Raw genomic sequence first — 25,989 nt, forward strand, 5'->3', positions numbered from 1 at the left:
GTTTGGGGCGGTCATGCTTGACGAAGGAGGGCAGAAAGCGTATATTGCGGTCTTCCTTAGGAGTAATGGCTGAGAGGCTGAAGGCACTTCCCTGCTAAGGAAGCATGTGGGGTCAACCTGCATCGAGGGTTCGAATCCCTCTTACTCCGCCAAATATGAAAGACACCGTTTATACGGTGTCTTTTTTATTATCCGGAATTTCTTGGAATCCAAGGCCGTCTGAAAGTGTGAAATGAACGATTTGATTATTCTAAACAAGCCTTATGGCGTGATTTGCCAGTTTTCTGCACATGAAAAACATCAGTGCCTTAAGGATTTTGTCGAGAAACCGGGATTTTATCCGGCCGGCCGTTTGGATACGGACAGCGAGGGTTTGCTGCTGCTGACCAATAATGGCCGTTTGCAGGCGCAGATTGCCGACCCGAAATTCAAGCAGGTTAAAACTTATTGGGCGCAGGTGGAGGGTTCTCCTGATGAAGCCAAATTGGATTTATTGCGCCGTGGCGTAGATTTGGGCGATTTTGTCACCCGTCCGGCCGAGGTCAGGGTATTGGAAGAAGGTGAAGCGGATGTTTTATGGCCGCGCGTGCCGCCGATTCGCGTGCGTAAGTCCGTGCCTGATTTTTGGGTGGAAATTAAAATTTCGGAAGGGAAAAACCGCCAAGTGCGAAGGATGACTGCGAAAGCAGGCTTTCCGTGTTTACGCTTGGTCCGCGTGGCAATAGGCCGTCTGAATCTGTTTGATTTGAATTTGGAATTGGGACAATGGCGGTTTGCGCCGCATCGTCCTTAAATAGGATGAATAAAGGCCGTCTGAACTATTCAGACGGCCTTTTGTTATGGAAAAATCAATGATGTGAATGACCGATTTGGAAGGTCAAAGTGGTGTAGTTCGCCTGCTTTTGGCACACGCTTTGATCGGGGAAATCGGCTTTGTGTTCTACGCTGGCTTTCCAGAAACCTTGGCGCAATGGAATGATGCTGACTTCGCCTTTGTCATCGGTGGTATCGGAGAAGGCTTGGGCTTCGGTTTTATGGGTTTTGCTGCGGTCGCTGGTGTCGAAGCCGTCAAATGTGGCGGTAACGGTGGCGTTAGGCAGCGGCTCGCCATTGAAGAGGACGCGGACTTTGAAGCGTTCGCCGACGTGGACGTTGGCAGGGTTGTCCAAAGGTACGATTTCCAAATGTTGGCCGACTTGTTTGGTGATGATGGCGGTATCTGCGCTTTCGTGGCCGACATTGACGATGTTTTTGCCGAACATACGGGTTTGTTCGCAATAGCTTGCATCAGGCATTTCTTTGATGCTTGCCTGCTTCCAGCCCGCGCTGTTTTTTGACCAGAAAGTCGGTTGGTATTCGGCGGTTACCAAGTAGCTGCCGTCTTTGACCGGCAGTTTGCTGCGGTATTGGTAATTGTATGTGCCTTTTTGAATCATGTTTTCTTTGCCTTTTTCAGTCACCAGTTGCATGGGTTTGCTGAAAATGTGCAGGCGGTCTTTGGCGATAGGTTCAAGCTCAGGGAATTCGCCATAGCCCAATTCGGCTTCAAGGTATTCGCCGCCATGTGTGTGGGCGGTTTCAACCCAAACGCGATGGGCGTGTGCGGCAGTGCTGAACAGGAAGGCGGATGCGATAAGCAAAGCGGTTTTTTTCATGATTTCTCTCCGATTTTCGATGTGTAGAAAAGATAGAACAAAGTCGTTCGTTATAATATAACAAAATTATTTAAATTTAAAGAGAGGCCGTCTGGAAGTTTTCAGACGGCCTTTTAGCTGATTGTTTTTTGAGTCGGATTATTGAAACGGTTTAGTCCCCGTCACGACAGACGTCAATCGCTTCCTGCAAACTGCTGACGCCGTAGATTTTCAGGTTTGGAAACTCTTTGTCATGGCGCGGCATATTGGCCTTGGGAACGATGGCGCGTTTGAAGCCGAGTTTTTCCGCTTCTTTGAGCCGCTCTTGTCCGCGTGCGACGGGGCGGACTTCGCCGCTTAGGCCGATTTCGCCGAAAACCACGGTTTTTTCGGGCATGGGGCGGTTGCGGAAGCTGGAGAGCATGGCGAGGATGACGGCAAGGTCGGCGGCGGGTTCGCCGATTTTGACGCCGCCGACGGCATTGAGGAACACGTCTTGGTCGAAACAGGCGATGCCGCCGTGGCGGTTTAGGACGGCGAGCAACATGGAGAGGCGGTTTTGTTCGAGGCCGACTGTGAGGCGTTTGGGGGTGAAGCCGTGCGCGTCATCGACCAATGCCTGAATTTCGACCAAAAGCGGGCGGCTGCCTTCCTGTGTGACCAAAACGCACGAACCGGGCGTGTCGTCGCGGTAGCTGGCAAGGAAGATGGCGGACGGGTTGGATACGCCTCTCAAACCGTTTTCGGTCATGGCGAATACGCCCAATTCGTTTGCCGCGCCGAAGCGGTTTTTGATGGCACGTATCATGCGGTAGTTGGAATGTTGGTCGCCTTCGAAATACAGCACGGTATCGACCATGTGTTCCAATACGCGCGGGCCGGCAATCGCGCCGTCTTTGGTAACGTGTCCGACCAGTATCATGGCGATGCCCATTTGTTTCGCCATGCGCGTCAGTTGGGCGGCACACTCGCGCACCTGCGACACGGAGCCGGGGGCGGAAGTGATTTGGTCGGAATACATAGTTTGGATGGAATCAATGACCACGACTGCGGGCTGATGCTGTTTCAAGGCCGTCTGAATCGCTTCCATGCGGATTTCGGCAAGCAGGTTCACGCCTTCGGTGGGCAGTTCCAAACGTTGCGCACGCAGGGCGACTTGTTGGGCGGATTCCTCGCCGGAAATGTACAGCACTTTGCGACTTTGCGCCATTTTGGCAATGGTTTGTAACAGCAGCGTGGATTTGCCGATGCCGGGGTCGCCGCCGAGCAGGATGACCGCTCCATCGACCAAACCACCGCCCAATACGCGGTCAAGCTCGCCCATGCCGGTCGGATTACGCGGCACTTCGGTCGCGGTAACGGCAGAGAGGGATTGGATGGTCGAGGTGTCCGCCGCCCAAGATTGGAAGCGGGCGTTTTTCGGTTCGGGCGCGGCCAGGCTTTCCTGAAGTGTGTTCCACTCGCCGCAATGCGGGCATTTACCCTGCCATTTTGGGGAAGTACCACCGCATTCGGAACATTGGTAGATGGTTTTGGGGGCTTTTGCCATGGTGTTTTGTTTCCGCAGTATTTTAGTGGGAAGGCCGTCTGAAAAGTGAGGGAGGTTTTCAGACGGCCTTGAGATTATGGGTGTGTTTTTTTGCTGTTTTCAAGATGGTTGAGTATTTTATCCGGATCTTGTTTAAAGTAGCTGGTTTGGTTGCCACTGGCTTTGTCAGTCAATTCCAACATACCGGGCAGGCCTTTGATGATGAGGATTCTGGCTTTTATGGTACTTTTTTCACCTATTTTTTGTTTGTTTTGTTCTTCTTTGCCGTTGATGGAGGTTTTATAGTCAGTTACGGTTTGGTGGATTTCTTGTTTTTTCTCGTCAAATGTCCAATTAAAGTCCTGTCTGATGGTGAAGATTTTGTTGGTGGCTTTGAAACTCATTATGGCGATGTCTGTGCCAGTGTTGTCGGGGTTAAAGATGGTTGTGTTGATAAGAGCGCCTTCTTCGTTTTCGACTGCATTTCCCCAGAAGCCGTGTAGGTTTTCACTGGTGATTTTGTTGGCAATGTACATCTCAGAGGCTTGTTCGGGTTTGGCTGCCGATGATACCGGGGAGTTTAGGAGGAATAGGCTGGTCAGTGCGGGGAGGATGAGTCTGGAAATGTTCATGTTTGTTCTTACCTTGGAGTAGGGAGGTGTTTATAGGCCGTCTGAAAATGGAAAGTTTTCAGACGGCCTTTTATCGGATAAAGATGGGTTTATTTTTTGCTGTCTTTATCCGCATCTTTTTTCGGAGCAGGTTTTTTCGCTGCCAAACCCAAAGATTTTTGCCATTCGGCTGGATTTTTCACCAAGTCCAAGGCTTTGCGGAGTTGATCATCTTTGGCCGGATTTGGAATGCGGCGGCTGGAGATGTCTTCGTCTTTGTCTTTTTTGGACTTGTCTTTATCGGCTTTGGTTTCTGCGTTGGCAGGCGTTTCAGTGCTGCTGTTGACGTCTTGGCCGCCCAACGGATTGCCGATATGGCCGACCAAATCGGCTTCGCGGCTTTCAAAAGCGCGGTCTTTGTCTTTGACTTCAACGTCAGGAACAATGCCTTGCGCTTGAATCGAGCGGTCGTTTGGTGTGTAGTAAAGGGCGGTGGTCAGTTTAACTGCGCTGCCGCCGGAAAGCGGAATCAGGGTCTGTACTGAGCCTTTGCCGAAACTTTGTGTGCCGACGACGACGGCGCGTTTGTGGTCTTGCAATGCACCGGCAACGATTTCGGAAGCGGAGGCCGAGCCTGCGTTAATCAGGACGGTCATAGGAATGGTTTTCAGCTCGGCAGGCAATCCTGCCAACGGGTCTTTGCCGCTGGTGGTGATGTAGTCTTCGGCAGTTGCTTTGAGTACCATGCCTTCTTTTTTGTTGCGGCCTTTGGTGCTGACAACGGTTACGTCAGGTTGCAGGAAGGCTGCGGATACGCCGACTGCACCGTTGAGCAGGCCGCCCGGGTCGTCGCGCAAGTCGAGGATGATGCCTTTGAGCGGACCTTTGTTTTCTTTGACAAGGGCTTGCGCAGCTTCGTTGAGTGCGGCAACAGTGCGCTCTTGGAATTGGGAGACGCGGATGTAGCCGTAGTCTTTTTCAAGCAGATGATGGCGCACGCTTTTGACTTTGATGATGGCGCGGGTCAGGTTGACGACGATGGGTTTGTCGGCATTTTTGCGTGAAAGGGTCAGGGTGATTTTGGTACCCGGTTTGCCGCGCATTTTTTTGACGGCTTCGCTGACGGTCAGGCCGCGCGTAGAGGTATTGTCGATTTTGACGATGAAGTCGCCACTTTTTACGCCGGCGCGTTCTGCCGGAGTGTCTTCAATCGGGGCAACGACTTTGACGAAGCCGTCTTCCTGTCCGATTTCCATGCCCAAGCCGCCGAATTCGCCACTGGTGGATTCTTTCATTTCGGCATATCCTTTTTTGTCCATATACTCGGAATGCGGATCGAGATCGGACACCATGCCTTTCATTGCGCCTTCAAAGAGCTCGGCGTCGGGTTTGTCTTGGTAATAGTTGGCTTTGATTTGGCCGTACACTTCTGCCATGGTGCGGATGGTTTGCACGGGCAGGGCCTCGTTGTCTTTTTTGTCTTTTTCGGCGGCAAAACTTTGTACACTCAGGCTGAGGGCGATGCCGCTAAACGCGCCGAGAGTGTAGATTGCAACTTTTTTTAAAGTGGATTTTGTTGACATTCGTTTGACTTTCTTTTTGTGTACGGTAAGCAAAGTAGTTTTTGTTTTCTCTGAACCCGTTGACTTTATGTGATTTAAACGCTTGGAACAATAAGTTTAAGGTAAAAGTTTGTTGTTTAATGTGCTGAACAGGCGTGAAAATCGTGTTTTATTGTAGTTTATGATGAAATTCAGACGGCCTGAAGGGGAAAGCTCACTCAGGCCGTCTGAAACATCAGTTAATCCATGAAAGCGGATTCATGACTTGTCCGTTGTAGCGGACTTCAAGGTAAAGGCCGGTTTCACCCGACGGCAAAGTGCCGCTGGTGCCAATCTTACTGCCGGCATTGACGGCGTAGTTTTGGGCAATGTCGATTTCGCTCAGACCGGAGTAAATGCTGACATAGCCGTCGCCGTGGTCGAGGACGACTACTTTGCCGTAGCCTTCAAGCTCGCCGGCAAAAGTAACTGTGCCTGAGGCAATGCTGCTGACCGGAGCAGGAACAGTATTGTAGAACACGCCTTTCCAAACTTCGCCATCGCCGCGGTCTTGACCGAACAGACCTGCCAATGTGCCGTTGACCGGTTTTTTCAGACGACCTTGCATACGGCTGAAGCTGTTGGCGTTGCTGACGGTAAAGCCTTGGGTGTTGGGGGCTTGTAGTTTCATGTCTTCGTCAGTCAGCGTGGACATGGCGGCGCGTTCGGCTTCGGCTTTTTGTTGGGCGGCAGCCTGCTCTTTGCGGGCTTTTTCAGCGGCGGCCAAGCGGGCTTCGGCGGCTTTTTTACGTGCTTCAGCTTCGGCTTTGCGTTGATCGGCTTTGCGTTTTTCCAAATCTTTCAAGAGATTGTTGAGGCGTTGCTCGTTTTCTCTGTGGTTGATTTTCTTTTGCACTTCTTTGGCCATTTGCGCGTTTTGACGGCGGCTTTCAGCTTGTTCGGCGGTATTGGTTACGCCTTGTTGACGCAATGAAGCTTGGATATTGGCTTGCAGTTTTTTCAGGTAAGCCAATTCATTGTTGATTTTTTGCTCCTGCGCCGCCAGCTCTTTTTGTTGTTTTTCCAAGTCTCTCATGACTTGGTCGTTGGCGTTGTTGATATAACGCGTGTAACGCAGGAAGCGGGTTTTTTGACCGGCATCGGCGTTTTTCAGGAAGAGGGCGACCGCGTTAGGCTGGCTGTTTTTATAGTTGCCGGACACAAAACGCGAAATTTGGGCGCGCGTGTTGGAAACTTCGGCTTTCAACTGGTTGGCATCGGCATTAAGTTTTTGGAATTTTTCCCATGCGTCGCGTTGTTTGCGGTTGATGCCGGAGAGGTTGTTGCGTGTTTGTTGCAGCTGTTTGAGCGTGGCATTGACATGGATAATGAAACCCTCGTTGCGTTTGGCAAAGGATTTCTTGGTTTCCATATCGTTGGCGGCGGCAGTTACGGCTGCTTTGAAATCGTTGTCGGCTGAAGAGATGGCTTTAGGCTCAACTTTAGGCTCGGCTTTTTTGTTTTGCTCTTTGGCTTTTGTGTCTTTTTTAGCGTCTTTTTTGTCTTCGACAGCTTTTTGGGCAGGCTCTTTAGCTTCGGCCTTTTTGTCTTCGGCTGTTTTTTTTCCGGGCTCTTTGGTTTTTTTGCCGTCTTTTTTATCCTCAACCGCTTTTTTAGCAGGCTCTTTGGCTTTGATTTCCTTAGGTTCTGCTTTTTTTACGGGTTCTTTAGCTTTGCTGTCTTTTTTATCTTCAACAGGTTTCTTGTCTTGTTCTTTGGCCTTGCCGGATTTTGCGGCTGTGGCTTTTTTGTCTTTTGCCGTTTCTTTAGGCTCTTCGGCTTTGCGGCTGGACTTTTTATTGTCGGCAGCGGCTTCGGCGACTTTAGCCGTTTTGTTTTTGGCTGAAGCGCGTTCGTTTTTGTCGGCGGTTTCCTTCTCTTTGGCAGCTTTGGCTTTAACCGCTTTTTTGTTTTCCTCTTTTTCTTTTACCGCTTGTTTTTTTGAGGTTTCTTTTTTTACATCTGCCTTAGCGGCTTCTTTCTCTTTTTTTACGGGCGCAGCCTTTTTGACAGTGGCCGCTTTTTCTTTCGGCGCGTCTTTGGCAGCATAGGTTGGCAGGGAGAAACTGAGCAACAGGGCGAGAATGAGGGGTTTGTAACGCATGGTTCGATCTTGCTATCAAAGTAGGAACAATAGGACGGATTATACTGTCTGTCAGGCCGTCTGAAAATAATATCGGGTTGCAATATGGACGAACGGTCTTATATAGTAACGATAGAGTGGGCGGACGGGGTTTAGTCTGCCTGGAAACTGACAGTCTGCATCGACAGGATATTATGAAAAAATATTTATTAGTAGTGTTGGGTGCCATGGTTTTGGCGGCTTGCGGTGACAATACCGATAAAATCGGACGCGCCAGTACGGTGTTTCATATGCTGGGTAAAAACGACCGTATCGAAGTGGAAGGTTTTGACGATCCTGATGTGCAGGGGGTTGCCTGTTATATTTCGTACGCGAAAAAAGGCGGTTTGAAAGAAACGGTCAATCTGGAAGAAGATGCCAGCGACGCATCAGTTTCCTGCGTGCAAAGTGCGGAAGTCATCCGTTATAACGAGGCTGCGGTTTTGAAACCGCGACAAGTGTTCAAACGCAGTGCCAGCATAGCATTTAAGAGCCAACAGATTATCCGCTACTACGATCCGAAACGTAAGTCTTTCGCTTATTTGGTGTACAGCGATAAAATCGTTCAAGGTTCGCCGAAAAACTCTTTGAGCGCGGTATCGTGTTTTGCCCATGCGAAAACCGATACGCCGGTACCGGCAGGCGGCGCAGTTTACGGTGCGTGCGTGGTGGATGCGCCGGTTACCGACGGACAAAAATAATAAAATCAGCTTATAGATATTAAGAAGAATATGAATTTAGCCAACCATTTCCTGATTGCCATGCCTCATATGGACGATCCGTTTTTTACGGATACGGTCATTTATGTGTGCGAACACGATGAAGAAGGTGCGCTGGGCATCATCATCAACAAGCCTTCGCCGATTACCATGGACATGATTTTCGCCGCCGCCGACCGCAATATCCCGTTGCGCCTGCAACATGAAAACGTGATGATGGGCGGGCCGGTTCAGATTGAGCGCGGCTATGTCGTGCATACGCCGATCGGGCGCTGGCAAAACAGCATGGTGGTAACTGATAATGTGGCGCTGACTTCTTCGCGCGATGTGATTGAAAACTTGTCTAAAGAAGGTGCAGTGGACAAGGCTTTGATCAGCATTGGTTATTCGAAATGGGGTAAAGGGCAGTTGGAGCGCGAGCTGGCAGAAAATGTTTGGCTGACCGTCCCTGCGGACGAGCATATTCTGTTTGATGTGCCTTACGAGCTTCGTTATGCCGCCGCTTTTGAAAAATTAGGCATCAATCCGAACGCCTTGGTTTCAGGAGTCGGCCATGCCTGATGCACCAAAAGGCACGGTTTTGGCTTTTGATTTCGGCGAGGCGCGTATCGGCGTGGCGCAGGGCGATGCTGAGTTGGGTATGACCCATCCGCTGGCGACGATAACCGGCAACAGCAATGATGAGAAATTTGAGGCCATTGCCAAGCTAGTCAAAGAATGGCAACCCAAGTATTTTGTGGTCGGACTGCCGACGCATACCGATGGCACGGAGCATGAGCTGACCCGTTTGAGCCGTAAATTTGGCCGCCGTTTGCACGGACGTTTTAACTTGCCGGTTTATTGGGTGGACGAAAGGATGTCTTCCCTATACGCGGAAAGCCTGCTTGCTGAAGCGCAAGTATTTGGCCGAAAACAAAAATCCGTACTTGACCAAGTGGCGGCGCAGGCAATTTTACAAGGCTTTTTTGAAGGTGGCGCGGCTGAGTATTTCAATGGCCGCGAAGAATAGTATTATTCATTATAAAGGCCGTCTGAAAATGGGTTTCAGACGGCCTTTGTTTTGTTACGGCTTTGAGATAAAAGAGGTTTAGTTTGGTTAATCCTGATTTTTTCAGCACAAATTTTGCTACACTCCGTTTTCTTTTTTTAGACACAAATACAAGGAAAAAGTCATGGCACTCATGGACAATCTTTTGAATGCGGCTACTCAAATGTTGGGTGGCAACAACGAAAACGGCGCACAAGGTTCTCTGACCGATATGGCGATGGATTTAGTGAAACAGCAAGGCGGCGTGGGCAACCTGATCAACCAACTGCAACAAGGCGGTTTGGGCGATGCTCTGAGCAGCTGGGTTTCCAACCAATCCAGCAACCTGCCTGTGTCCGGCAGCGATCTGCAAAATGCTTTGGGCAGCGATACCGTGAACCAAATCGCGCAAAAATTCGGCGTGGATGCCGGCCAAGCAGGCGATTTGTTGGCAAAAGTGTTGCCAGACTTGGTCGATAAAGCGACGCCTAACGGCACGGCTCAAGATGCGGATGGCTTCGGCTTGGACGACATCGCTTCTATGCTACTGAAAAACTTTATGAAATAATGAGTTGAATCATTTGATAAGGCCGTCTGAATCCGTTCAGACGGCCTTATAACTTTTGGTTCGCGGTAAATAACCAATAAGTCTTTTTCTGATGGAGACGGATGGCTTATGATGTGCACTTCATTTCACCAGATAAGAAGGTTATACACATGTCCCGCTTGACCATACACACAGTCGAAACCGCTCCTGAAGCCGCCAAACCACGCATTGAAGCCGTATTGAAAAACAACGGCTTTATTCCTAACCTGATCGGCGTTTTGGCCAATGCGCCTGAAGCTTTGGCGTTTTATCAAGAAGTTGGCAAGCTGAATGCGGCCAACAGCCTTACTGACGGCGAAGTCGAAGTTGTCCAAATTATCGCCGCCCGTACCAACGAATGCGGTTTCTGCGTTGCCGGCCACACCAAACTGGCTACCCTGAAAAAACTGTTGTCCGAACAATCCATCAAAGCCGCACGCGCGTTGGCTGCGGGTGAGTTTGACGATGCCAAACTGAGTGCTTTGGCGACATTCACCCAAGCCGTTATGGCGAAAAAAGGCGCAGTATCCGACGACGAGCTGAAAGCATTCTTCGATGCCGGTTACAACCAACAGCAAGCCGTTGAAGTAGTTATGGGCGTTGCTTTGGCAACCTTGTGCAACTACGTCAACAACCTTGCCAAAACTGAAATCAACCCTGAATTGCAGGCATTTGCCTAATCTCATCAAAGGCCGTCTGAAAATTCAGACGGCCTTTTAGTAAAAAGCAAGGATATCCTTGTTGCCAAGAATAATTCATGAGTAGAACCATCTACGCTTCAAACCTTATTCAGAGGAAAAAATCATGACACGCGAAGCTTTACTGAACAATGTTGCCGAACTCGTTAAAAGCAAGCTGAAACCATTGGTGGACGACATCGACCGCAAAGGCCTGTACCCGAAAGAATTTATGCTGGAATTGGGCAAAATCGGCGGTTTTGCCGCAACCGGTACGGTTGAAGAGGGCGGTAACGGTTTGGGTTTGGCAACGCAAATCGCCGTATTGCGCGAAATCGGTAAAGAATGCGGCGCCACTTCGTTCAGCGCATGGTGTCAGGCGGCTTGCGCGTGGTATCTGCATCAATCCCCCAACCAAGCGGTTAAAGCCAAATATTTGGCCGATATTCTGCAGGGCAAAGTCTTGGCCGGTACGGGCATGTCCAATACCGTCAAACACCTTGCCGGTATCGAAAAACACAATCTGCAAGCCGAACGCGTCGAAGGCGGCTACAAAATCAACGGTGCTTTGCCTTGGGTATCCAATATCGGAGAAGACCACATTTGGGCAAATACCGCCCAAATCGGCGACAGCTATGTGATGTTTATCACCGGCGGTCAATGGGAAGGCGTTACCCTGCAAGATTGCCCTGAGTTCTGCGGTTTGGAAGGCACGCGCACTTACAGCCTGAATTTTAAAGATGTGTTTATTCCCGATGAAGATGTGATCGCTTCGCCTGAGCAGTTCCAGTCTTATATCCCGACCATTAAAGCCGGTTTCATCTTGCTGCAAATAGGTATCGGCGCCGGTGTGATTGACGGTGCGCTCGGCATTATCCGCATGGCCAATGTGGTGAACGCAGAAGTGAACTCATACCTCGACCACAGTTACGATGAGTTGAAAGCTGCGTTGGACGGCGCATGGGCGGAAACCGAACGCCTTGCCGATGATGCGTGGAACAATAAACCTGACACGCTGGCAACCTTGAAACTGCGTGAAGCGGCTGCTGTGTTGGCACTGAACGCCACTCAATCTGCCGCATTGCATGCAGGCGCGAAAGGCTATCTGATGCGCAGTCCGGCGCAACGCCGCGTCCGCGAGGCCATGTTTGTCGCCATCGTAACACCGGCCATCAAACACCTGCGTAAAGAAATCGCCGCTTTGGAAGCAGCTCAATAAATTCAAAATATCAACAATAAAACACACGAAAGGCCGTCTGAAAATACGGTTTCAGACGGCCTTTTTAAAATAGAAGGAATACAAAATGGCTCAATATATGTGCGGCCCTTGCGGCTGGATTTACGATGAAGATGTCGGCGACCCCGAACATGGCCTGCCGGCAGGTACCAAGTTCGAAGACATTCCCGACGACTGGAAATGCCCTGAGTGCGGCGTAGGCAAAGAAGATTTCTACCTTCTGGACTTCACCATATAAATTACCCGATTATTTAATAAAAAGGCCGTCTGAAATTTCAGACGGCCTTTGTTTTATCGGCGGTATAAAGCAACCATGGTTTCAGCCGCTTTGACGCAGCTTTCCACATCGGCAACCAGAGCGATGCGGACGTAGCCTTCGCCCGGATTGCCTTGTTCGGTATCGCGGGCGAGGAAGCGGCCGGGCAACACTTGGATAGCGGCTTTCTGCCACAGGTTGCGCGTAAATGCCAAGTCGTCGCCATCGGGAACTTTCAGCCAAATGTAGAACGACGCGTCAGGCAGTTTGACATCGAATGCCTGTTGCAAAATAGGGATGACGCGGTCGAATTTTTCTTGGTAGAGGCGGCGGTTGTCGATGACGTGTTCTTCATCGTTCCAAGCGGCAATGCTGGCGCGTTGGACGGGAATGCTCATCGCGCTGCCGTGGTAGGTGCGGTAGAGCAGGAAGTTTTTGAGCAACTCGGCATCGCCTGCGACAAAGCCGGAACGCAAACCGGGGACGTTGGAGCGTTTGGACAGGCTGGTGAACATAATAATGTTGCGTGTACCGCGTCCTAATTGCGCCGCAGCCTGCAGGCCGCCAATCGGTTTGTTGTCGTCAAAATAGATTTCGGAATAGCATTCGTCAGAGGCGATAACGAAGCCGTATTTGTCTTGCAAATCAAAAACTTCTTTCCAATCTTCTAATTGCAGGACGCTGCCGCTCGGGTTGTTTGGCGAGCAGACAATCAGGACTTTGGTGCGCTGCCATACGTCTTCAGGCAGGCTGCTCCAATCGGGGTTGAAGCTGGGCGCAGGACAGTTGGCAAAATGGATTTCGCCGCCGCCCAAAATAGTCGCGCCTTCGTAAATTTGATAGAAAGGATTGGGGCTGATAACGACCGGTTTGGGGCCGTCTGAAGCCGGATTTAAAACGGTTTGGATAAAAGAGAACAAAGCTTCCCGGCTGCCCAATACGGGCAGGATTTCATTGTCGGGATTGAGGCTCAAACCATCATAACGGCGGGCCACCCATTCGGCGCAGGCTTGGCGCAGTTCAGGCAGGCCAGCGGTCAGCGGATATTTTTCCAGTTCGTGCAGGGAGGTGGTCAGCGCGTCGGTGATGACTTTGGGCGTCGGGTGTTTCGGCTCGCCGATTTGCAGATGAATGGGCGTCACACCTTCGGGTGCATCAATGCCTTGCATGGCTTCACGCAGGCGGGCGAAAGGATAGGGTTTGAGGTGGTTCAATAATGGGTTCATGATGTTTCTGCCGATAAATTAAGGCAACAATCTTAGCATTTTTTAGATAGATTGGGACAAAAAGGCCGTCTGAAAACAGGGTTTAAATGTTTTCAGACGGCCTTTTGAATGCAGTCAAAACGGTCCCGTCATCACCAACTATTACAGCAACGTCTGCTACGGCCAGCACAGCGACCGCACCTTTTTCACCAATTCGGAAGACATCATCATCGATTATCACTGGGCGCTCAGCAATTCATGGCGTGTGAATTGTAATAATTATGTTTTGGGACGCTCGCCCCGATAAGGCCGTCTGAAAGCGCGAGCTTTAACGAAGTTGGAACACAAAAGCAGCCTGCACTTGGGCTTTCCCAAATGTGCAGGCTGCTTTTCACGCTTTTAGGCTGCTTATCCCTGCCCGCCCATCTTCTCACGATACCACGCCAGCTTCCGCTCCAAAAACGCCCAATGAGCGTCCAATTCCTGCCGTTTGCGTTTCAAAGCCGCCTGATGTTCCTGCAAAATCCGGTAACGTTCGGGGACGGTTTCATCGCCCAAATGCCGCAGCCGCGCGTATTCCTTGATTTGCGCCAGCGGCACGCCCATGTCTTTCAGCCGAAGGATGAAACCCACCCATTCCAAATCGCGCGCACCGTATTCGCGGTAGCCGTTGGCGTTTCGTTCGGGGCGCAGCAGCCCTTCCTGCTCGTAGTAGCGCAGCGTGGCGGCGGACAAACTCGTTTGCGCGGCAAATTCCTTGGTCTGCATCAAATCTCCTTGCTATAAAGTGCGCTTGATAGTTTAACCTGTCCGTGCAATTTTGCAAATTTGAGTATGGAGACGAAAAATGTTGAATCATCAGGATTTAATGGCACGCGGCTTAGCGAAGCTGAACGAAATCGACGGCGAGCAGGGCGACAAGGTGAGGCAGGCGTTGGCGGATATTTCGCCCGATTTGGGCAAATACATCATTGGTTTCGCGTTTGGCGAGATTTACCAGCGCCCGCAGCTTGATGTGCGGCAGCGCGAGCTGGTAACGCTGGCGGCTCTGGCGGCGCAGGGCGGCTGTGAAAACCAGTTGCGCGTGCATATCCACGCTTCGCTGAACGTGGGGCTGACGCGCGATGAAATTGTGGAGGCGTTTATCCAATGTATCCCGTATTTGGGTTTTCCGAAGGTGCTGAATGCGGTGTTTATAGCGAAGGAGGTGTTTGCGGCGGCGGAGTGATGCAGGCTGCCTGAAACCTAAAAAGGCTACCTGAAAGCGCAGCTTCAACGAAGTTAAAACGGAGTTCCTGAGAAACGAAAAGCAGCCTGCACATCCACAAAACAAATTGATGCGTTTATTTGGCAGGGACGACGGGCAGGGAACCGTTCAAAAGATAATGAATGGTTTCTTGAACCGTACGGATGGCGTTGCCAAACGGCAATGGGTCTTTGCCGCGGAAAAACAGGCCTTTATCGACCTCGCCGCGGAATGCGGCGGAAAGTTGGATGTCGATACAGAATTGACCGGCTTTGGCCAAACCGTCGCGCAAGCCGCAGCTGGTCAGGCAGTTCAGGCCTTGGGTGCAACGGCGCGGATCGTTTTTGGCGTTGGCTTGCAATTTGGCCTCGCGTTTGATGTAGTTGTCGAGGAATTTGGTGCGCACGCCGCGTGCAGGCAAACCGGCAACAGACATGAATTCAACCACTTTTTCGGTTTCCGCACCGGCCAGCGTTTTCTTGAAGTTGATGTGGGCATCGCCTTCTTCGGTCACGGCAAACGCGGTACCGATTTGAACGGCGGACGCGCCCCAGTTTTTCAAGGCTGTTTTGACTTTTTCAAAGTTTGCCATGCCGCCGGCGAGTACCAACGGGATTTTTTCGCTTTCCAAGCCCAAGTTTTTGAATACTTCAAACGTTTCTTCAATAACGCGTTTGAACTCGAATTTGGCATCGTTCACGCCGTCAACGGTTGCCGCACCCAAGTGGCCGGCTGCGTGGGCTGGGTGTTCGATAACGATGGCATCGGGCAAGATGCCTTTTTTCATCCAACGTTTCAAAACGATGTTGATACCGCGTGATTCGGACAAAATAGGGAAAAGGGCGACATCTTTGTGATAGCCCTCGGCCATTTCCGGCAAGTCCAAAGGTAAACCTGCGCCCATTACAATCGCGTCTGCACCGGATTCGCAGGCCTGACGGACGTAGGCGGCATGGTCTTTGACGGCTTTCATGACGTTGACGGCGATCATGCCTTTGCCTTCTGAATCGGCTTTGGCTTTTTTGATTTCACGGTCAAGCGCGATGCAGTTGAGGCGGGTGTATTTTTCTTCGCTGGAATCGATTTTTGATTCAGCCAGCAAATCTTCGTGCAAGTGGCGCAAATCGACGCTGGCGATGGTACCTACGCCGTTTTCGCGCGCAACCGCGCTAGAGAGTTTTGATGCGGAAACGCCTACACCCATACCGCCTTGTACGACGGGGATCAGTGATTTGCCACGGATAATCAATGGGTCAAAGTTGTTTTGCATGGATGCTCCTTCATAGATTCTGGATAGTGCCGTCTGAAATCCTATGAAATGGATTGGATAACGGGCTGATGTGTATATAAATAAGTGTGTTTTTCGCCGCCGTTTTTCAGACGGCATGAGGCGTGTTTTTAAAATTTTAGGAATTATACTCTAAGTTAGTGTAAAAATTAGAGTATTAATACAGTTTTTTTAAAGAAAAAATTGAAAAGTCTTGTTAATAAAGGAATAAATTTTATGATGGGTTGGATTGAGGAGGCGAAATTGCAAACAAAATCTACAAAGAAAAAGGCCGTCTGAAATTTCAGACGGCCTTAAGTATGGGAATCGGACAGATGTCGGATTACATTTGTTTTTTAGCGGCATCAATGGCGCGTTGGTCAGGGTTGATCAAGATTTCAACGCGGCGGTTTTGTGCGCGGCCTTCAACAGTAGCGTTGGAGGCGATTGGTTGACGGGAGCCGTAACCGAAAGTGCTCAAACGGGTGCTGCTTACGCCACGGGATTGCAGGAAAGTGGCAACAGATTCGGCGCGGTTGCGAGACAATGGCTCGTTGATGGCGTCGTTACCGGTGTTGTCGGTGTGGCCGTTGATGGTCAAAGTGGTGTCAGGATATTGAACCAAAGTTTGCGCAGCGGCAGATAGGGCGCTTTGAGCATGGCCGCTCAGGGCGGCGCTGCCGGTAGCGAAGGTTACGTTTTCAGGCATAACCAGTTTGATTTGGTTGCCTTGACGTTCAACTTCGATGTTGGTGTTGGCCAGGCTTTGACGCAGTTTTTTCTCTTGGTAGTCCATGTAACCGCCGATACCCGCACCTACTGCACCGCAAGCCAATGCGGAGTTACGCGCGCCTTTACCGCCGTGGGTCAGTGCACCAACGATGCCGCAAACAGCCGCACCGCCCAAACCGTACATAGCGGTTTTGCTGGCGGATTGTTGGCCGGTAACAGGATCAGTTACACAGCCGGTGAGCGCCAAAGGAATTGCAGTGGCAATAACGGTCAGGGGTTTCAAGAATTTCATGTCGTATCCTCTTTATTAGATGACGGCCCGGGCCGTCTGAAAAAATGAATAAAAACCGCGTGGATCATTACGGATTTATGATACTCAATATCCGAAACGCAAAAGAATGGGTTTAACCCGATATTACGAAAATATTTGCCAGTTAACATAATTCTGAAGCATTTCTGCATTTCTCCGACAGTTTGGCCGTTTTGTCGCGAAATAACAAGCAAAGTTTTTTACAGTTTCTTCCGTTTTTTCTGCTTGCGGCGATACCAGTTGACGAATGCCCATTTCAATCTGACCTTGACATCGTATCCCACTGAACCTGCACCCAGTATGAGCAAAACGGCGGAAACGGGCAGGGCGAAATGATGGCCGACCAGATGATAACCCCATGCGCCAACCACGCCGCCCAGTAAAAACGACAGCATCAATCCGCTTAAAAGCCACATTTTCGGTTTGTTAACTCGGACGTGCGGTAGGCGCGGATGATGCTGTTTGGAGTAATAAAGCGCGCGTGAGATTTCAATGCCCAAGTCGGTCGCCGTGCCGGTCATGTGGGTGGAACGGATGGCGCCGCCGGAAAGAAGCGTGATAACCGTATTGTGCATACCCATAATAAAACATAATAAAAACAATGCTAAAGACGGCATAATAAAATCAGAGCCGCCAAAATCCCACTCCATCGCAGCAATACCGAACCAGCCGAATATCAACAGATAAACTGCTTCCAGCCACATGGAAAACCCAAAGCTGCCACGGAAACGCATCTGCTGCGTCCATAAAATTACCCAACCCGAATGCGCGGCACCGGCAACAAAACACAACACGCTGATGAAAGTCACCGCGGCAGACCACCAGTCTTGGAGATACAGCACATCAGCCAAAAGAGACATGGAGCCGGTTACGTGGGAAATATAGCGCGCAAAAGCAAAAAATCCCCCCGCATTAATCGCACCGGCAAGAAAGGCCATGATATAGCCCAGCCGTCTGAAACGGGCATCGGAAATATTGTGCTCGTGCAGATAAGGGCGGTCCGCCTGCCAAAACGGCGGCGTGTGTTGCCTGTGGTGGCGCAATCGGTAGGAGTGGGGCGGTTTGTCAGCGTTCATCGAGTGGGTTTGGAGTTAAACATTCATACAGGGTGTATTTTATATGCAACTGTCTGCCGATAAGAACAAATAATCTAAAGTGTTCCCAAGTTGCCACACTTGCCCATTACACAATGAGGGCGTACATTAATAGAAAGATATAAACATAAGGAAACATCCGATGAATCCTATCCGTCTGACCTTATTGTTTGGCGCCGTTGCATTGCTGGCCGCCTGCGCCACCACGCCCGAGCAAAAAGCCGCACGCGCCCAAGCGCAGAAACGCTATGAGCAGGATCTTCAAGTCAATCTTGCCGCCCAATGCGATCAGGAAACAGCCGCACTGATCCGCCGCAAATTTGACGAAGAAGGCAAACCCGGTGTGGCAACTGCGGAACAAAAAGCCTTCCGCCTCAAATATATCGACAAAGTTTCCGACCCGATGTTCCAAGCCTGCTACAAAATGGCATGGCAAAACTATATTTCCCAAGAACAGCTGCGCGAAGCCCGCTACTATCGCTATTACGACGATTGGGGTTATCCGTTTGGCCGTTATCCTTGGTGGTGGTAAGGTATTAACAAACCTTAGGGCCGTCAGAAAGCATATATTTATTGGTTTCAGGCGGCCTAAGGTTTATTGAAACGGCAATAACGTTTACAATAGCCGCCTATTCAAACACACTACCAACTACCCATGAACATCTGGCTTGGACAGCGACATCCGCCCCAATTTCCGCAAGGAGCCGCCGTAACCATTGGCAACTTCGACGGCGTACACCTCGGGCACAAACATATCCTGCAAAAACTCAAACGAGAGGCAGACCGGCGCGGTCTGCCTGTTGTCGTTGTTATTTTTGAGCCTCAGCCCAAAGAGTTTTTTGCGCGTAAAGCCGGGAAAAAGCTGCCTTACCGCATCAGTCCGCTGCGTACTAAATTGCGCCTTTTGCGTGAAACCGGCTGTGTGGATGCCATTTGGGTTTTGCGCTTTAACCAAACTTTCTCCGAGATGAGCGCACAAACGTTTATCGACCGGCTTTTGCGAAAAACGCTCAATACGCGTTATCTGCTGATTGGCGATGATTTCCGTTTCGGTGCGGGTCGGGAAGGCTGTTTCGAACTTTTGGCACAACAGCCTGATATGCAAACCGAGTGCACACCGTCCGTTATCGTTGAAGACATCCGCACCAGCAGTACCGCCGTCCGCCAAGCCCTTTCAGACGGCAAGTTGGAATACGCCAAAAAACTGTTGGGGCACGATTACGTGTTAAGCGGCAAGGTCAAGCACGGGCAAAAACTCGGCCGCACCATCAACTCGCCTACCGCCAACGTCCAGCTTCCCCCGTATCATTATGCGCTAAGCGGCGTATTTGTCGTCGAAGCTGACGGCGCATTCGGTACGCGCCGGGGCGTGGCCAGCTTTGGTTTTAACCCCACTGTCAGCAACAACCGTTCGCAAAAGTTGGAAGTCCACCTGTTCGATTTCAACGGCGATTTGTACGGCCAGCGCATCTTCGTCCGCTTCCTGCACAAACTGCGTGACGAGAAAAAATTTGAAAGTATCGAAGCATTGAAAACCCAAATTTTGCAAGATATGGAAGATGCAAAGGTTTGGAAACCATAGAAACGCTTCTATACGCTTATAAAATCAAGACAATTGGGCTACAATAAGTCCTTTGAATTCTTTCAGACGGCCTGTTCTTTTTAAAATGAGCAATCAGGCCGTCTGAAACCGAAATACCGCAACAATAGAGATTAGAAAATGACCGATTACAGTAAAACCGTAAACCTGCTCGAGAGCCCGTTTCCAATGCGCGGCAATCTTGCCAAGCGCGAGCCTGCATGGCTGAAAAGCTGGTACGAGCAAAAACGCTACCAAAAACTGCGTGAAATCGCCAAAGGCCGTCCGAAATTTATTCTGCACGACGGTCCTCCGTATGCCAACGGCGACATCCACATCGGTCATGCCGTCAATAAAATTCTCAAAGACATTATTATCCGCAGCAAAACCCAAGCCGGTTTTGATGCGCCTTATGTGCCGGGCTGGGACTGCCACGGCCTGCCCATCGAAGTGATGGTAGAGAAGCTGCACGGCAAAGACATGCCCAAAGCCCGTTTCCGCGAATTGTGCCGCGAATACGCCGCCGAACAGATTGCCCGTCAGAAAAAAGACTTTATCCGCTTGGGTGTGTTGGGCGATTGGGACAATCCTTACCTGACCATGGATTTCAAAACCGAAGCCGATACCGTGCGTATGCTCGGCGAAATCTACAAATCCGGCTATCTCTACCGCGGCGCGAAACCGGTTCAGTTCTGCTTGGACTGCGGCTCTTCACTGGCGGAAGCAGAAGTGGAATACAAAGACAAAGTATCGCCTGCGATTGACGTTGCCTATCCGTTTAAAGACAATGCCGCGCTTGCCGCCGCATTCGGTTTGTCCGACATCGAAGGCAAAGCGTTTGCCGTTATCTGGACAACCACGCCTTGGACTTTGCCTGCGAGCCAAGCTGTTTCAGCTGGCGCAGACGTGGTGTATCAATTGATTGATACGCCTAAAGGCAAATTGGTGTTGGCCAAAGATTTGGCAGAAGATGCGCTCAAACGCTACGGCTTCGCTTCAGACGACCTGAAAGTATTGGCAGAAACCACCGGCGACAAGCTGGAAAACCTGCACATGAACCATCCGTTCCTCGAACGCGATATCCTCATGCTCAACGGCGAACACGTTACCACCGACGCCGGTACCGGCTTGGTGCACACTGCGCCTGCGCATGGTCTGGAAGACTACGCTGTCTGCAATAAATACGGTATCGAGCTTTACAACCCTGTCAACGCCGAAGGCAAATACATCAGCGAAACACCTCGTGTCGCTGGTATGAGCGTTTGGGAAGCCAATCCCGTCATCCTGCAATGGCTGGGAGAAACCGGCAGCCTTTTGGCAAGCAGTAAAATCGAACACAGCTACGCCCACTGCTGGCGCCACAAAACGCCGTTGATTTACCGTGCGACCGGCCAATGGTTTGTCGGTATGGACAAAGCAGGTGCTGACGGTAAAACCCTGCGCGACAAAGCCATCAAAGCCGTTGATGACACTGAATTCTTCCCGTCATGGGGTCGTGCGCGTTTGGAAGCCATGATTGAAGGTCGTCCTGACTGGGTGGTTTCGCGCCAACGCTACTGGGGCACGCCGATGACCTTCTTTGTTCACAAAGAAACCGGTGAGCTGCATCCGAACTCTGCTGAGCTTTTGGAGAAAGTAGCACAACGCATCGAAGAAAAAGGCATCGAAGCATGGTTCTCTCTTGATAAGAGCGAACTCTTGAGCGCGGAAGATTGCGAAAATTACGACAAACTTTCCGATACCATGGACGTATGGTTCGACTCAGGCTCGACCCATTATTCCGTCTTGAAACAGCGCGAAGAATTAGACTGGCCTGCCGACCTCTACCTCGAAGGCAGCGACCAACACCGCGGCTGGTTCCAATCCTCTATGTTGACCGGTTGCGCCTCATCCATGGGTCGTGCACCATACAAACAGCTGCTGACCCATGGTTTCGTGGTTGACCAAAATGGCCGTAAAATGTCGAAATCCATCGGCAACGTCGTCGCACCGCAAGAAGTTTACAATGAATTCGGTGCGGACATCCTGCGTCTGTGGGCGGCATCTACCGATTACAGCGGTGAATTGGCGATTTCCAAAGAAATCCTCAAACGCGTTACTGAAAGCTACCGTCGTATCCGCAACACTTTGAGCTTCCTGTTTGCCAACCTCAGCGACTTCAATCCTATTGAAGATGCCGTGCAACAGGCAGATATGGTGGAAATCGACCGCTACGCCGTGGTATTGGCGCGTCAGCTACAAGAGCGTCTGGCAGGCGACTACTATCCGCGTTATGCCTTTCACTTTGCCGTAAAAGACATTGTTTCTTTCTGCTCGGAAGACTTGGGCGCGTTCTACCTCGATATCCTGAAAGACCGCCTCTACACCACCAAAGCAGATAGCCATGCACGCCGCAGTGCGCAAACAGCCCTGTATCACATCACACGCAGTTTGGTTCTGCTGATTGCGCCGATTTTGTGCTTTACCGGAGAGGAAGCATGGGACATCATTGGTGGCGGCGAAGAAGACAGCGTCCTCTTCCACACCTGGCATGAGTTCCCATCCATCAATGAAAAAGCCGAAGCCGAATTGGTGAAAAAATGGACGGCAATCCGCGAAGCACGCGAAGCAGTAACTGCCGCCATCGAGCCTTTGCGTACGGATAAAACCGTCGGTTCTTCATTGCAAGTCGAAACCGAAATTACGGCTCCGGAAGAAATTGCCGATTATCTGAACACTTTGGGCGAAGAATTGCGTTTTGCTTTGCTGGTGTCTAAAGCTGAAGTGAAAGTAGGTAATGAACTTACTGTAACCGCTAAAGCCAGTGATGGTGAAAAATGCGAACGCTGCTGGCACTATACCCACGATGTGGGCACAGTTGCAGGCCATGAAACCATCTGTAAACGTTGTGCCGACAACGTTGACGGTAAAGGCGAAGACAGACATTACGCTTAATGGTTTGGTCTAAGATAAAGGCCGTCTGAAAACTTTAGTAATAGGTTTTCAGACGGCCTTTGTTTATTGAATCTGTTTCGTGGAGCAAATAGATTCTGAAGGGTAATTGGGATTTGTGATTTAGGTAAAATGCAGGATAGGGTTTCAAGTTATTGCAGGGTAGGAGTTTAATTGCACAAAATAACTCTTACTTCAGAGAAAATTTGTTGAGGATGCAGGAATTACGAATAATCATTTGTCTAGAATTGAGATCAATCATTACAATTCTGTATTCGTAAGTCTCTAATAAAACAATGAGGTATCATATGCGCCCTAAAGATAAGTTTGACATCAAGGCTTGCAAAAAAATTAAGGACTGCAACGATGAGGAATTAATTGAGATGGGGGAGTGGCTCTCAGGATGGTTGGGAGATGCGAACTTTCCTGTTTTTAGTGAAATTGTCGAAATCTTTGTAGAACGACAAGATATATTACTTCCATTCGTTTCAAATATTTTTTACTCAAATGATAGTATATGCATTTATTGGGTTTTACTTGAACTCTATCCAAAATTATCCTATCAAAACCAAGTAGCCTTAGCCATTGATTTGGAGCATTGTCTTCATAATATTTCAGAAAAATTAATTTTGGATGAAGATGATGAAAACCTTAAAGAAATCTTGGAAAAAGTTTTAAATTAAGTTGGATACATATTTAATGATTTTGAAATAATGTATTGTCGTAGAAGGTACCTTTCAAAGGGTATTACTTATTCGATGTGTTTTGAACCTTCAAATAGCCTCATATTTACATTTTATCTTTAAACGGACTTTCGTTTTATCCAATATAAAAGGCCGTCTAAAACAAGTTTTCAGACGGCCTTCAGCTATTCTATTGCTAAGTAAAAATTAGCGGGCAGAGCAAGAAGTTTCTACTTTGTTGCCGTATGGGTCAGTAAAGCCGAAGAATGCTTCGTTGCCTTTTTGATGCCATTCAGCGCCTTTGCCGAACAGGCCTTGGTTGGCAACATAGCGTTCGCCTGAACCTGCAACGGCAGAAGATAGGGTGGCAACTTTGTCATCCAGACGCAGTTCAACTTGGTTGGTGCTCAGGTTGCGGATTTGTACAGACAGGCCGTTTTCGCAGCTGAATGATTGAACACGGGCATCATGATCGTGTGCACGGCCGTGGTCATGATTGTGCTCGTGACGGTGACCATGGTCATGTTGATGGGCTTCGGGTGCGGCACAGGCAGCGAGGCTCATGGCGGCGGCAATTGCAAGCAGGGCTTTTACTTTCATTTTTGACTCCTATGGTCAGTGTTGAAGGAAGAATGTAGCGGCATGTTATAAATATCTTTATGGCTTCACAATAGGGATAACCATTATTTACTTTTCCTTCCTGTTTCCGGGAGTATGGCAGGATTCTTTGTAGTTTTGATATGAATGATTAATGCCGTTTGAAAAAAAGCCGCACTTGCGCTAGAGGTAAACGAAAGTGCGGAAAATTCAGAGAGTTACATTGAAAGAAGGATGGGACAGCTTAACGCTGGCGTGCTTTAAAACGGGGATTGCTCTTGCAAATGACGTACACTTTGCCTTTTCGGCGGACAATTTGGCAGTCGCGGTGTCGTTTTTTTGCAGTTTTCAGGGATGAGAGGACTTGCATCATTTATCCTTTCTGAAAGAAGACATCATGGATTGGTAACGTTGGTTGAACTTGCTGGCGCGGCCTTCGATATTGACATTGCGTTGTTTGCCTGTGTATACGGGGTGGGACGCGGAAGAAGTATCAAGCGAAAAGAGGGGATACTCTATGCCGTCTTTCCAAACCATGGTTTTGCCGTGGGTATTGGCGCATGAACGGATAAGCCATCCTTGGTCTGCGCCGCTGTCGTAAAACAGGACGGTACGATAGTTGTCCGGGTGGATATCGGATTTCATTTTTTTCTCCAGTAAATGTTATGGTATAACATTATACTCCTAGAAAAAGAGCAGGCAAGTGTTTTTTGTTTTTCTTTATCACGGGATTGCGGCATTTTGATAAAATATGCGGTTTCAGGCGGCCTTTTTTATGAGGCCGTCTGAAACATTTTGTTTTCTGATGATAGGAATATGATGTATCTGCATAAGGGTTTCAGATTGGGCGGTGCGGTAAGCAAGGTGATGCCGATTGTCCATGTATTGTCCAAGCTGGGACTGTTGTTTTCATTACTGTTGGCCGTGCCGACACTGATGTCGTATTTTTATCACGACAGCGCGTTTCTCGTGTTTGCCTATACGGCTTTGACTGTATTGCTGGTATCGTGTGTAACTTGGGTGCTGACTTTGCGTTTCAACCGTGAATTGCGGCCGCGTGATGGATTTACCCTGGTATTGATGCTGTGGCTGGCCTTTGCTGTCGTGGCGGCGATGCCGATTTATTTCTATATGCCGTCCATGAGTTTTACCGATGCATTTTTTGAAGCGATGTCGGGGCTGACGACGACAGGTGCGACAGTGATTTCCGGCTTGGATACGCTGGCGCCGTCTGTAAACTTTTGGCGACACATGCTCAACTGGCTTGGCGGTATGGGTATTATCGTGCTGGCTGTGGCGATTTTGCCGATGTTGGGCGTGGGGGGCACGCAGCTCTTCAAAGCAGAAATTCCGGGTATGGATAAAGAAAGTAAGATGGCGCCCCGCATTTCGCAAGTGGCCAAACGGCTATGGTTTGCCTATGCGCTGACAACTGCTGCGGCTTTTGTATCCTTGCATATTGCCGGTATGGGTTGGTTTGATGCCTTGTGCCATGCGATGTCGGCAGTGGCCTTGGGCGGTTTTTCGACACATGATGACAGCGTTGCCTATTTTGATTCTGTGGCAGTCGAATGGACGTTGATGTTTTTTACTGTCTGGGGCGGTATCAATTTTGCCAGCCATTTTACTGCGCTGGGCAACCGCTCTTGGCGGGTGTATTGGAAGGATGAAGAATGCCGCACCATGCTGCTGGTTTTGTCGGGCAGTATTTTGATTTCGGCATTGTATCTGTGGCAGCAGGACGTGTACCAAAGCCTTGGCGAAGCTTTGCGTTTTGTCAGCTTCAACTTTGTGTCCATAGGATTGGCCAGCGGTTTTTCCAATACTGACTTTGCTCAATGGCCGCTGATTGTGTCGCTGTGGATGTTTTTCCTCTCTAACGTGTTGGCAAGCTCAGGCTCTATGGGTGGCGGTATTAAAAACGTGCGTGCGTTGGTATTGTTTAAATTCAGCTTGCGCGAGATGTTGATTTTGCTGCACCCGCGTGCGGTTCGTACGGTAAAGGTCAACAATCGCTCCATTCCGGATCGTATGGCGCTGACCGTTATGTCGTTCATTTTTATTTACTTTATGACGGTCATCGTATTCAGCTTTTTACTGATGGCCGCAGGCTTGGACTTTTTATCCGCCTTCACGGCAGTCATTGCCTGTATTACCAATGCAGGGCCGGGTTTGGGCGCAGTTGGTCCGTCGCATAATTATGCCGCGCTGAGCGATGTGCAGAAGTGGCTGTGTACGGCGGTGATGTTGTTGGGACGTTTGGAGATTTTTACCGTTTTAATTTTGTTTACTCCGGCATATTGGAAGAAATAAGTGTAGAAAAAGGCCGTCTGAAATTTCAGACGGC

Annotated in this window: 27 protein-coding genes and 1 tRNA gene; 15 read left to right on the forward strand and 13 right to left on the reverse strand. The window is 49.7% G+C overall.

Features of this window, described 5'->3' with window-relative positions; all coding sequences use genetic code 11:
* Positions 1–59 precede the first annotated feature (59 nt).
* Both HMPREF2696_RS07425 and HMPREF2696_RS07430 read left to right on the forward strand, forming a co-directional pair.
* Positions 60–152 (forward strand) — tRNA-Ser (locus HMPREF2696_RS07425).
* A gap of 80 nt (positions 153–232) precedes the next feature.
* Entirely contained in the window at positions 233–793 is a 561-nt protein-coding gene (locus HMPREF2696_RS07430) for a pseudouridine synthase (protein WP_004520078.1), read from the forward strand.
* A gap of 55 nt (positions 794–848) precedes the next feature.
* On the opposite strand, the gene HMPREF2696_RS07435 is transcribed toward HMPREF2696_RS07430, so the two are convergent.
* From HMPREF2696_RS07435 to HMPREF2696_RS07455, 5 genes are all read right to left on the reverse strand, one after another.
* Positions 849–1,655 carry a DUF4198 domain-containing protein gene (locus HMPREF2696_RS07435; RefSeq protein ID WP_003685136.1) on the reverse strand — a complete coding sequence of 269 codons (807 nt, stop codon included), beginning with the start codon at positions 1,653–1,655 and terminating at the stop codon, positions 849–851.
* Between the two features lie 151 nt (positions 1,656–1,806).
* Positions 1,807–3,183: a DNA repair protein RadA gene (radA, locus tag HMPREF2696_RS07440; protein ID WP_004520079.1), complete on the reverse strand. Its 1,377-nt coding sequence runs from the start codon at positions 3,181–3,183 to the stop codon at positions 1,807–1,809.
* 74 nt (positions 3,184–3,257) lie between these two features.
* On the reverse strand, positions 3,258–3,794 hold the full coding sequence (locus tag HMPREF2696_RS07445) for a hypothetical protein (protein WP_004520080.1): 537 nt from the start codon (positions 3,792–3,794) through the stop codon (positions 3,258–3,260).
* Between the two features lie 89 nt (positions 3,795–3,883).
* Complete coding sequence (locus HMPREF2696_RS07450; RefSeq protein ID WP_004520081.1) at positions 3,884–5,356, reverse strand: S41 family peptidase; 1,473 nt, start codon at positions 5,354–5,356, stop codon at positions 3,884–3,886.
* 214 nt (positions 5,357–5,570) lie between these two features.
* Complete coding sequence (locus tag HMPREF2696_RS07455) at positions 5,571–7,478, reverse strand: murein hydrolase activator EnvC family protein (protein WP_049336459.1); 1,908 nt, start codon at positions 7,476–7,478, stop codon at positions 5,571–5,573.
* Between the two features lie 173 nt (positions 7,479–7,651).
* Here HMPREF2696_RS07455 and HMPREF2696_RS07460 point away from each other — a divergent pair, with 173 nt between their 5' ends.
* The 7 genes from HMPREF2696_RS07460 (at position 7,652) to HMPREF2696_RS07490 (ending at position 11,980) form a co-directional block, all read left to right on the forward strand.
* On the forward strand, positions 7,652–8,197 hold the full coding sequence (locus tag HMPREF2696_RS07460; protein ID WP_004520084.1) for a CreA family protein: 546 nt from the start codon (positions 7,652–7,654) through the stop codon (positions 8,195–8,197).
* 30 nt (positions 8,198–8,227) lie between these two features.
* A complete protein-coding gene (locus HMPREF2696_RS07465; RefSeq protein WP_004520085.1) occupies positions 8,228–8,776 on the forward strand; it encodes a YqgE/AlgH family protein in 549 nt (182 codons plus the stop codon).
* Positions 8,769–9,224 (forward strand): Holliday junction resolvase RuvX, encoded by a 456-nt coding sequence (gene ruvX, locus HMPREF2696_RS07470; RefSeq protein WP_004520086.1) that lies wholly within the window; start codon positions 8,769–8,771, stop codon positions 9,222–9,224. The genes HMPREF2696_RS07465 and ruvX overlap by 8 nt, the downstream gene beginning before the upstream one ends.
* Positions 9,225–9,387: 163 nt before the next feature.
* The gene (locus HMPREF2696_RS07475) at positions 9,388–9,810 is read left to right on the forward strand and encodes a YidB family protein (protein WP_004520088.1); all 423 of its coding nucleotides are present in this window, start codon (positions 9,388–9,390) and stop codon (positions 9,808–9,810) included.
* 149 nt (positions 9,811–9,959) lie between these two features.
* Positions 9,960–10,508, forward strand: a complete 549-nt coding sequence (locus tag HMPREF2696_RS07480; RefSeq protein WP_039862234.1) for a carboxymuconolactone decarboxylase family protein — start codon at positions 9,960–9,962, stop codon at positions 10,506–10,508.
* Positions 10,509–10,632: 124 nt separating this feature from the next.
* Complete coding sequence (locus tag HMPREF2696_RS07485) at positions 10,633–11,724, forward strand: acyl-CoA dehydrogenase family protein (RefSeq protein WP_049336464.1); 1,092 nt, start codon at positions 10,633–10,635, stop codon at positions 11,722–11,724.
* An 85-nt stretch (positions 11,725–11,809) separates the two neighbouring features.
* Positions 11,810–11,980: a rubredoxin gene (locus HMPREF2696_RS07490; protein WP_003747315.1), complete on the forward strand. Its 171-nt coding sequence runs from the start codon at positions 11,810–11,812 to the stop codon at positions 11,978–11,980.
* Positions 11,981–12,033: 53 nt separating this feature from the next.
* Here HMPREF2696_RS07490 and dapC read toward each other — a convergent pair whose 3' ends face one another.
* Positions 12,034–13,224: a succinyldiaminopimelate transaminase gene (dapC, locus tag HMPREF2696_RS07495; RefSeq protein ID WP_004520092.1), complete on the reverse strand. Its 1,191-nt coding sequence runs from the start codon at positions 13,222–13,224 to the stop codon at positions 12,034–12,036.
* A gap of 387 nt (positions 13,225–13,611) precedes the next feature.
* Positions 13,612–13,971 (reverse strand): MerR family transcriptional regulator, encoded by a 360-nt coding sequence (locus HMPREF2696_RS07500; protein ID WP_070588251.1) that lies wholly within the window; start codon positions 13,969–13,971, stop codon positions 13,612–13,614.
* 79 nt (positions 13,972–14,050) lie between these two features.
* Here HMPREF2696_RS07500 and HMPREF2696_RS07505 point away from each other — a divergent pair, with 79 nt between their 5' ends.
* Positions 14,051–14,431: a carboxymuconolactone decarboxylase family protein gene (locus tag HMPREF2696_RS07505; RefSeq protein ID WP_070588253.1), complete on the forward strand. Its 381-nt coding sequence runs from the start codon at positions 14,051–14,053 to the stop codon at positions 14,429–14,431.
* Positions 14,432–14,546: 115 nt separating this feature from the next.
* Here the strand turns inward: HMPREF2696_RS07505 and HMPREF2696_RS07510 are convergent, their stop codons facing one another.
* The 3 genes from HMPREF2696_RS07510 to HMPREF2696_RS07520 form a co-directional block, all read right to left on the reverse strand.
* The gene (locus HMPREF2696_RS07510) at positions 14,547–15,719 is read right to left on the reverse strand and encodes an NAD(P)H-dependent flavin oxidoreductase (protein ID WP_004520097.1); all 1,173 of its coding nucleotides are present in this window, start codon (positions 15,717–15,719) and stop codon (positions 14,547–14,549) included.
* 340 nt (positions 15,720–16,059) lie between these two features.
* Positions 16,060–16,740: a YiaD family glycine zipper/OmpA-like lipoprotein gene (locus tag HMPREF2696_RS07515; protein WP_004520099.1), complete on the reverse strand. Its 681-nt coding sequence runs from the start codon at positions 16,738–16,740 to the stop codon at positions 16,060–16,062.
* 218 nt (positions 16,741–16,958) lie between these two features.
* Entirely contained in the window at positions 16,959–17,834 is an 876-nt protein-coding gene (locus HMPREF2696_RS07520) for a YoaK family protein (protein ID WP_003747306.1), read from the reverse strand.
* Between the two features lie 160 nt (positions 17,835–17,994).
* Between HMPREF2696_RS07520 and HMPREF2696_RS07525 the strand changes: the two genes are divergently transcribed.
* The 4 genes from HMPREF2696_RS07525 (at position 17,995) to HMPREF2696_RS07540 (ending at position 23,045) form a co-directional block, all read left to right on the forward strand.
* Positions 17,995–18,384 carry a hypothetical protein gene (locus HMPREF2696_RS07525; RefSeq protein WP_004520101.1) on the forward strand — a complete coding sequence of 130 codons (390 nt, stop codon included), beginning with the start codon at positions 17,995–17,997 and terminating at the stop codon, positions 18,382–18,384.
* A gap of 123 nt (positions 18,385–18,507) precedes the next feature.
* Complete coding sequence (gene ribF / locus HMPREF2696_RS07530) at positions 18,508–19,434, forward strand: bifunctional riboflavin kinase/FAD synthetase (protein WP_004520102.1); 927 nt, start codon at positions 18,508–18,510, stop codon at positions 19,432–19,434.
* A 138-nt stretch (positions 19,435–19,572) separates the two neighbouring features.
* Positions 19,573–22,365, forward strand: a complete 2,793-nt coding sequence (gene ileS / locus HMPREF2696_RS07535; protein WP_070588254.1) for an isoleucine--tRNA ligase — start codon at positions 19,573–19,575, stop codon at positions 22,363–22,365.
* A gap of 305 nt (positions 22,366–22,670) precedes the next feature.
* Positions 22,671–23,045, forward strand: coding sequence for a DUF5071 domain-containing protein (locus HMPREF2696_RS07540; RefSeq protein WP_070588256.1), 375 nt, complete (start codon positions 22,671–22,673; stop codon positions 23,043–23,045).
* A gap of 207 nt (positions 23,046–23,252) precedes the next feature.
* Here HMPREF2696_RS07540 and HMPREF2696_RS07545 read toward each other — a convergent pair whose 3' ends face one another.
* From HMPREF2696_RS07545 to HMPREF2696_RS07555, 3 genes are all read right to left on the reverse strand, one after another.
* Positions 23,253–23,645 carry an MliC family protein gene (locus HMPREF2696_RS07545; RefSeq protein WP_070588258.1) on the reverse strand — a complete coding sequence of 131 codons (393 nt, stop codon included), beginning with the start codon at positions 23,643–23,645 and terminating at the stop codon, positions 23,253–23,255.
* Positions 23,646–23,886: 241 nt separating this feature from the next.
* Positions 23,887–24,012 (reverse strand): type B 50S ribosomal protein L36, encoded by a 126-nt coding sequence (gene ykgO / locus HMPREF2696_RS07550; RefSeq protein ID WP_003685279.1) that lies wholly within the window; start codon positions 24,010–24,012, stop codon positions 23,887–23,889.
* Positions 24,012–24,287 (reverse strand): type B 50S ribosomal protein L31, encoded by a 276-nt coding sequence (locus HMPREF2696_RS07555; RefSeq protein WP_004520108.1) that lies wholly within the window; start codon positions 24,285–24,287, stop codon positions 24,012–24,014. Before HMPREF2696_RS07555 ends, ykgO begins: the two co-directional genes overlap by 1 nt.
* Before the next feature lie 171 nt (positions 24,288–24,458).
* Between HMPREF2696_RS07555 and HMPREF2696_RS07560 the strand changes: the two genes are divergently transcribed.
* Positions 24,459–25,955, forward strand: a complete 1,497-nt coding sequence (locus HMPREF2696_RS07560; protein ID WP_004520109.1) for a TrkH family potassium uptake protein — start codon at positions 24,459–24,461, stop codon at positions 25,953–25,955.
* Positions 25,956–25,989: the final 34 nt, after the last annotated feature.

The sequence above is a fragment of the Neisseria sp. HMSC058F07 genome (assembly GCF_001810035.1).
GTDB lineage: Bacteria > Pseudomonadota > Gammaproteobacteria > Burkholderiales > Neisseriaceae > Neisseria > Neisseria perflava.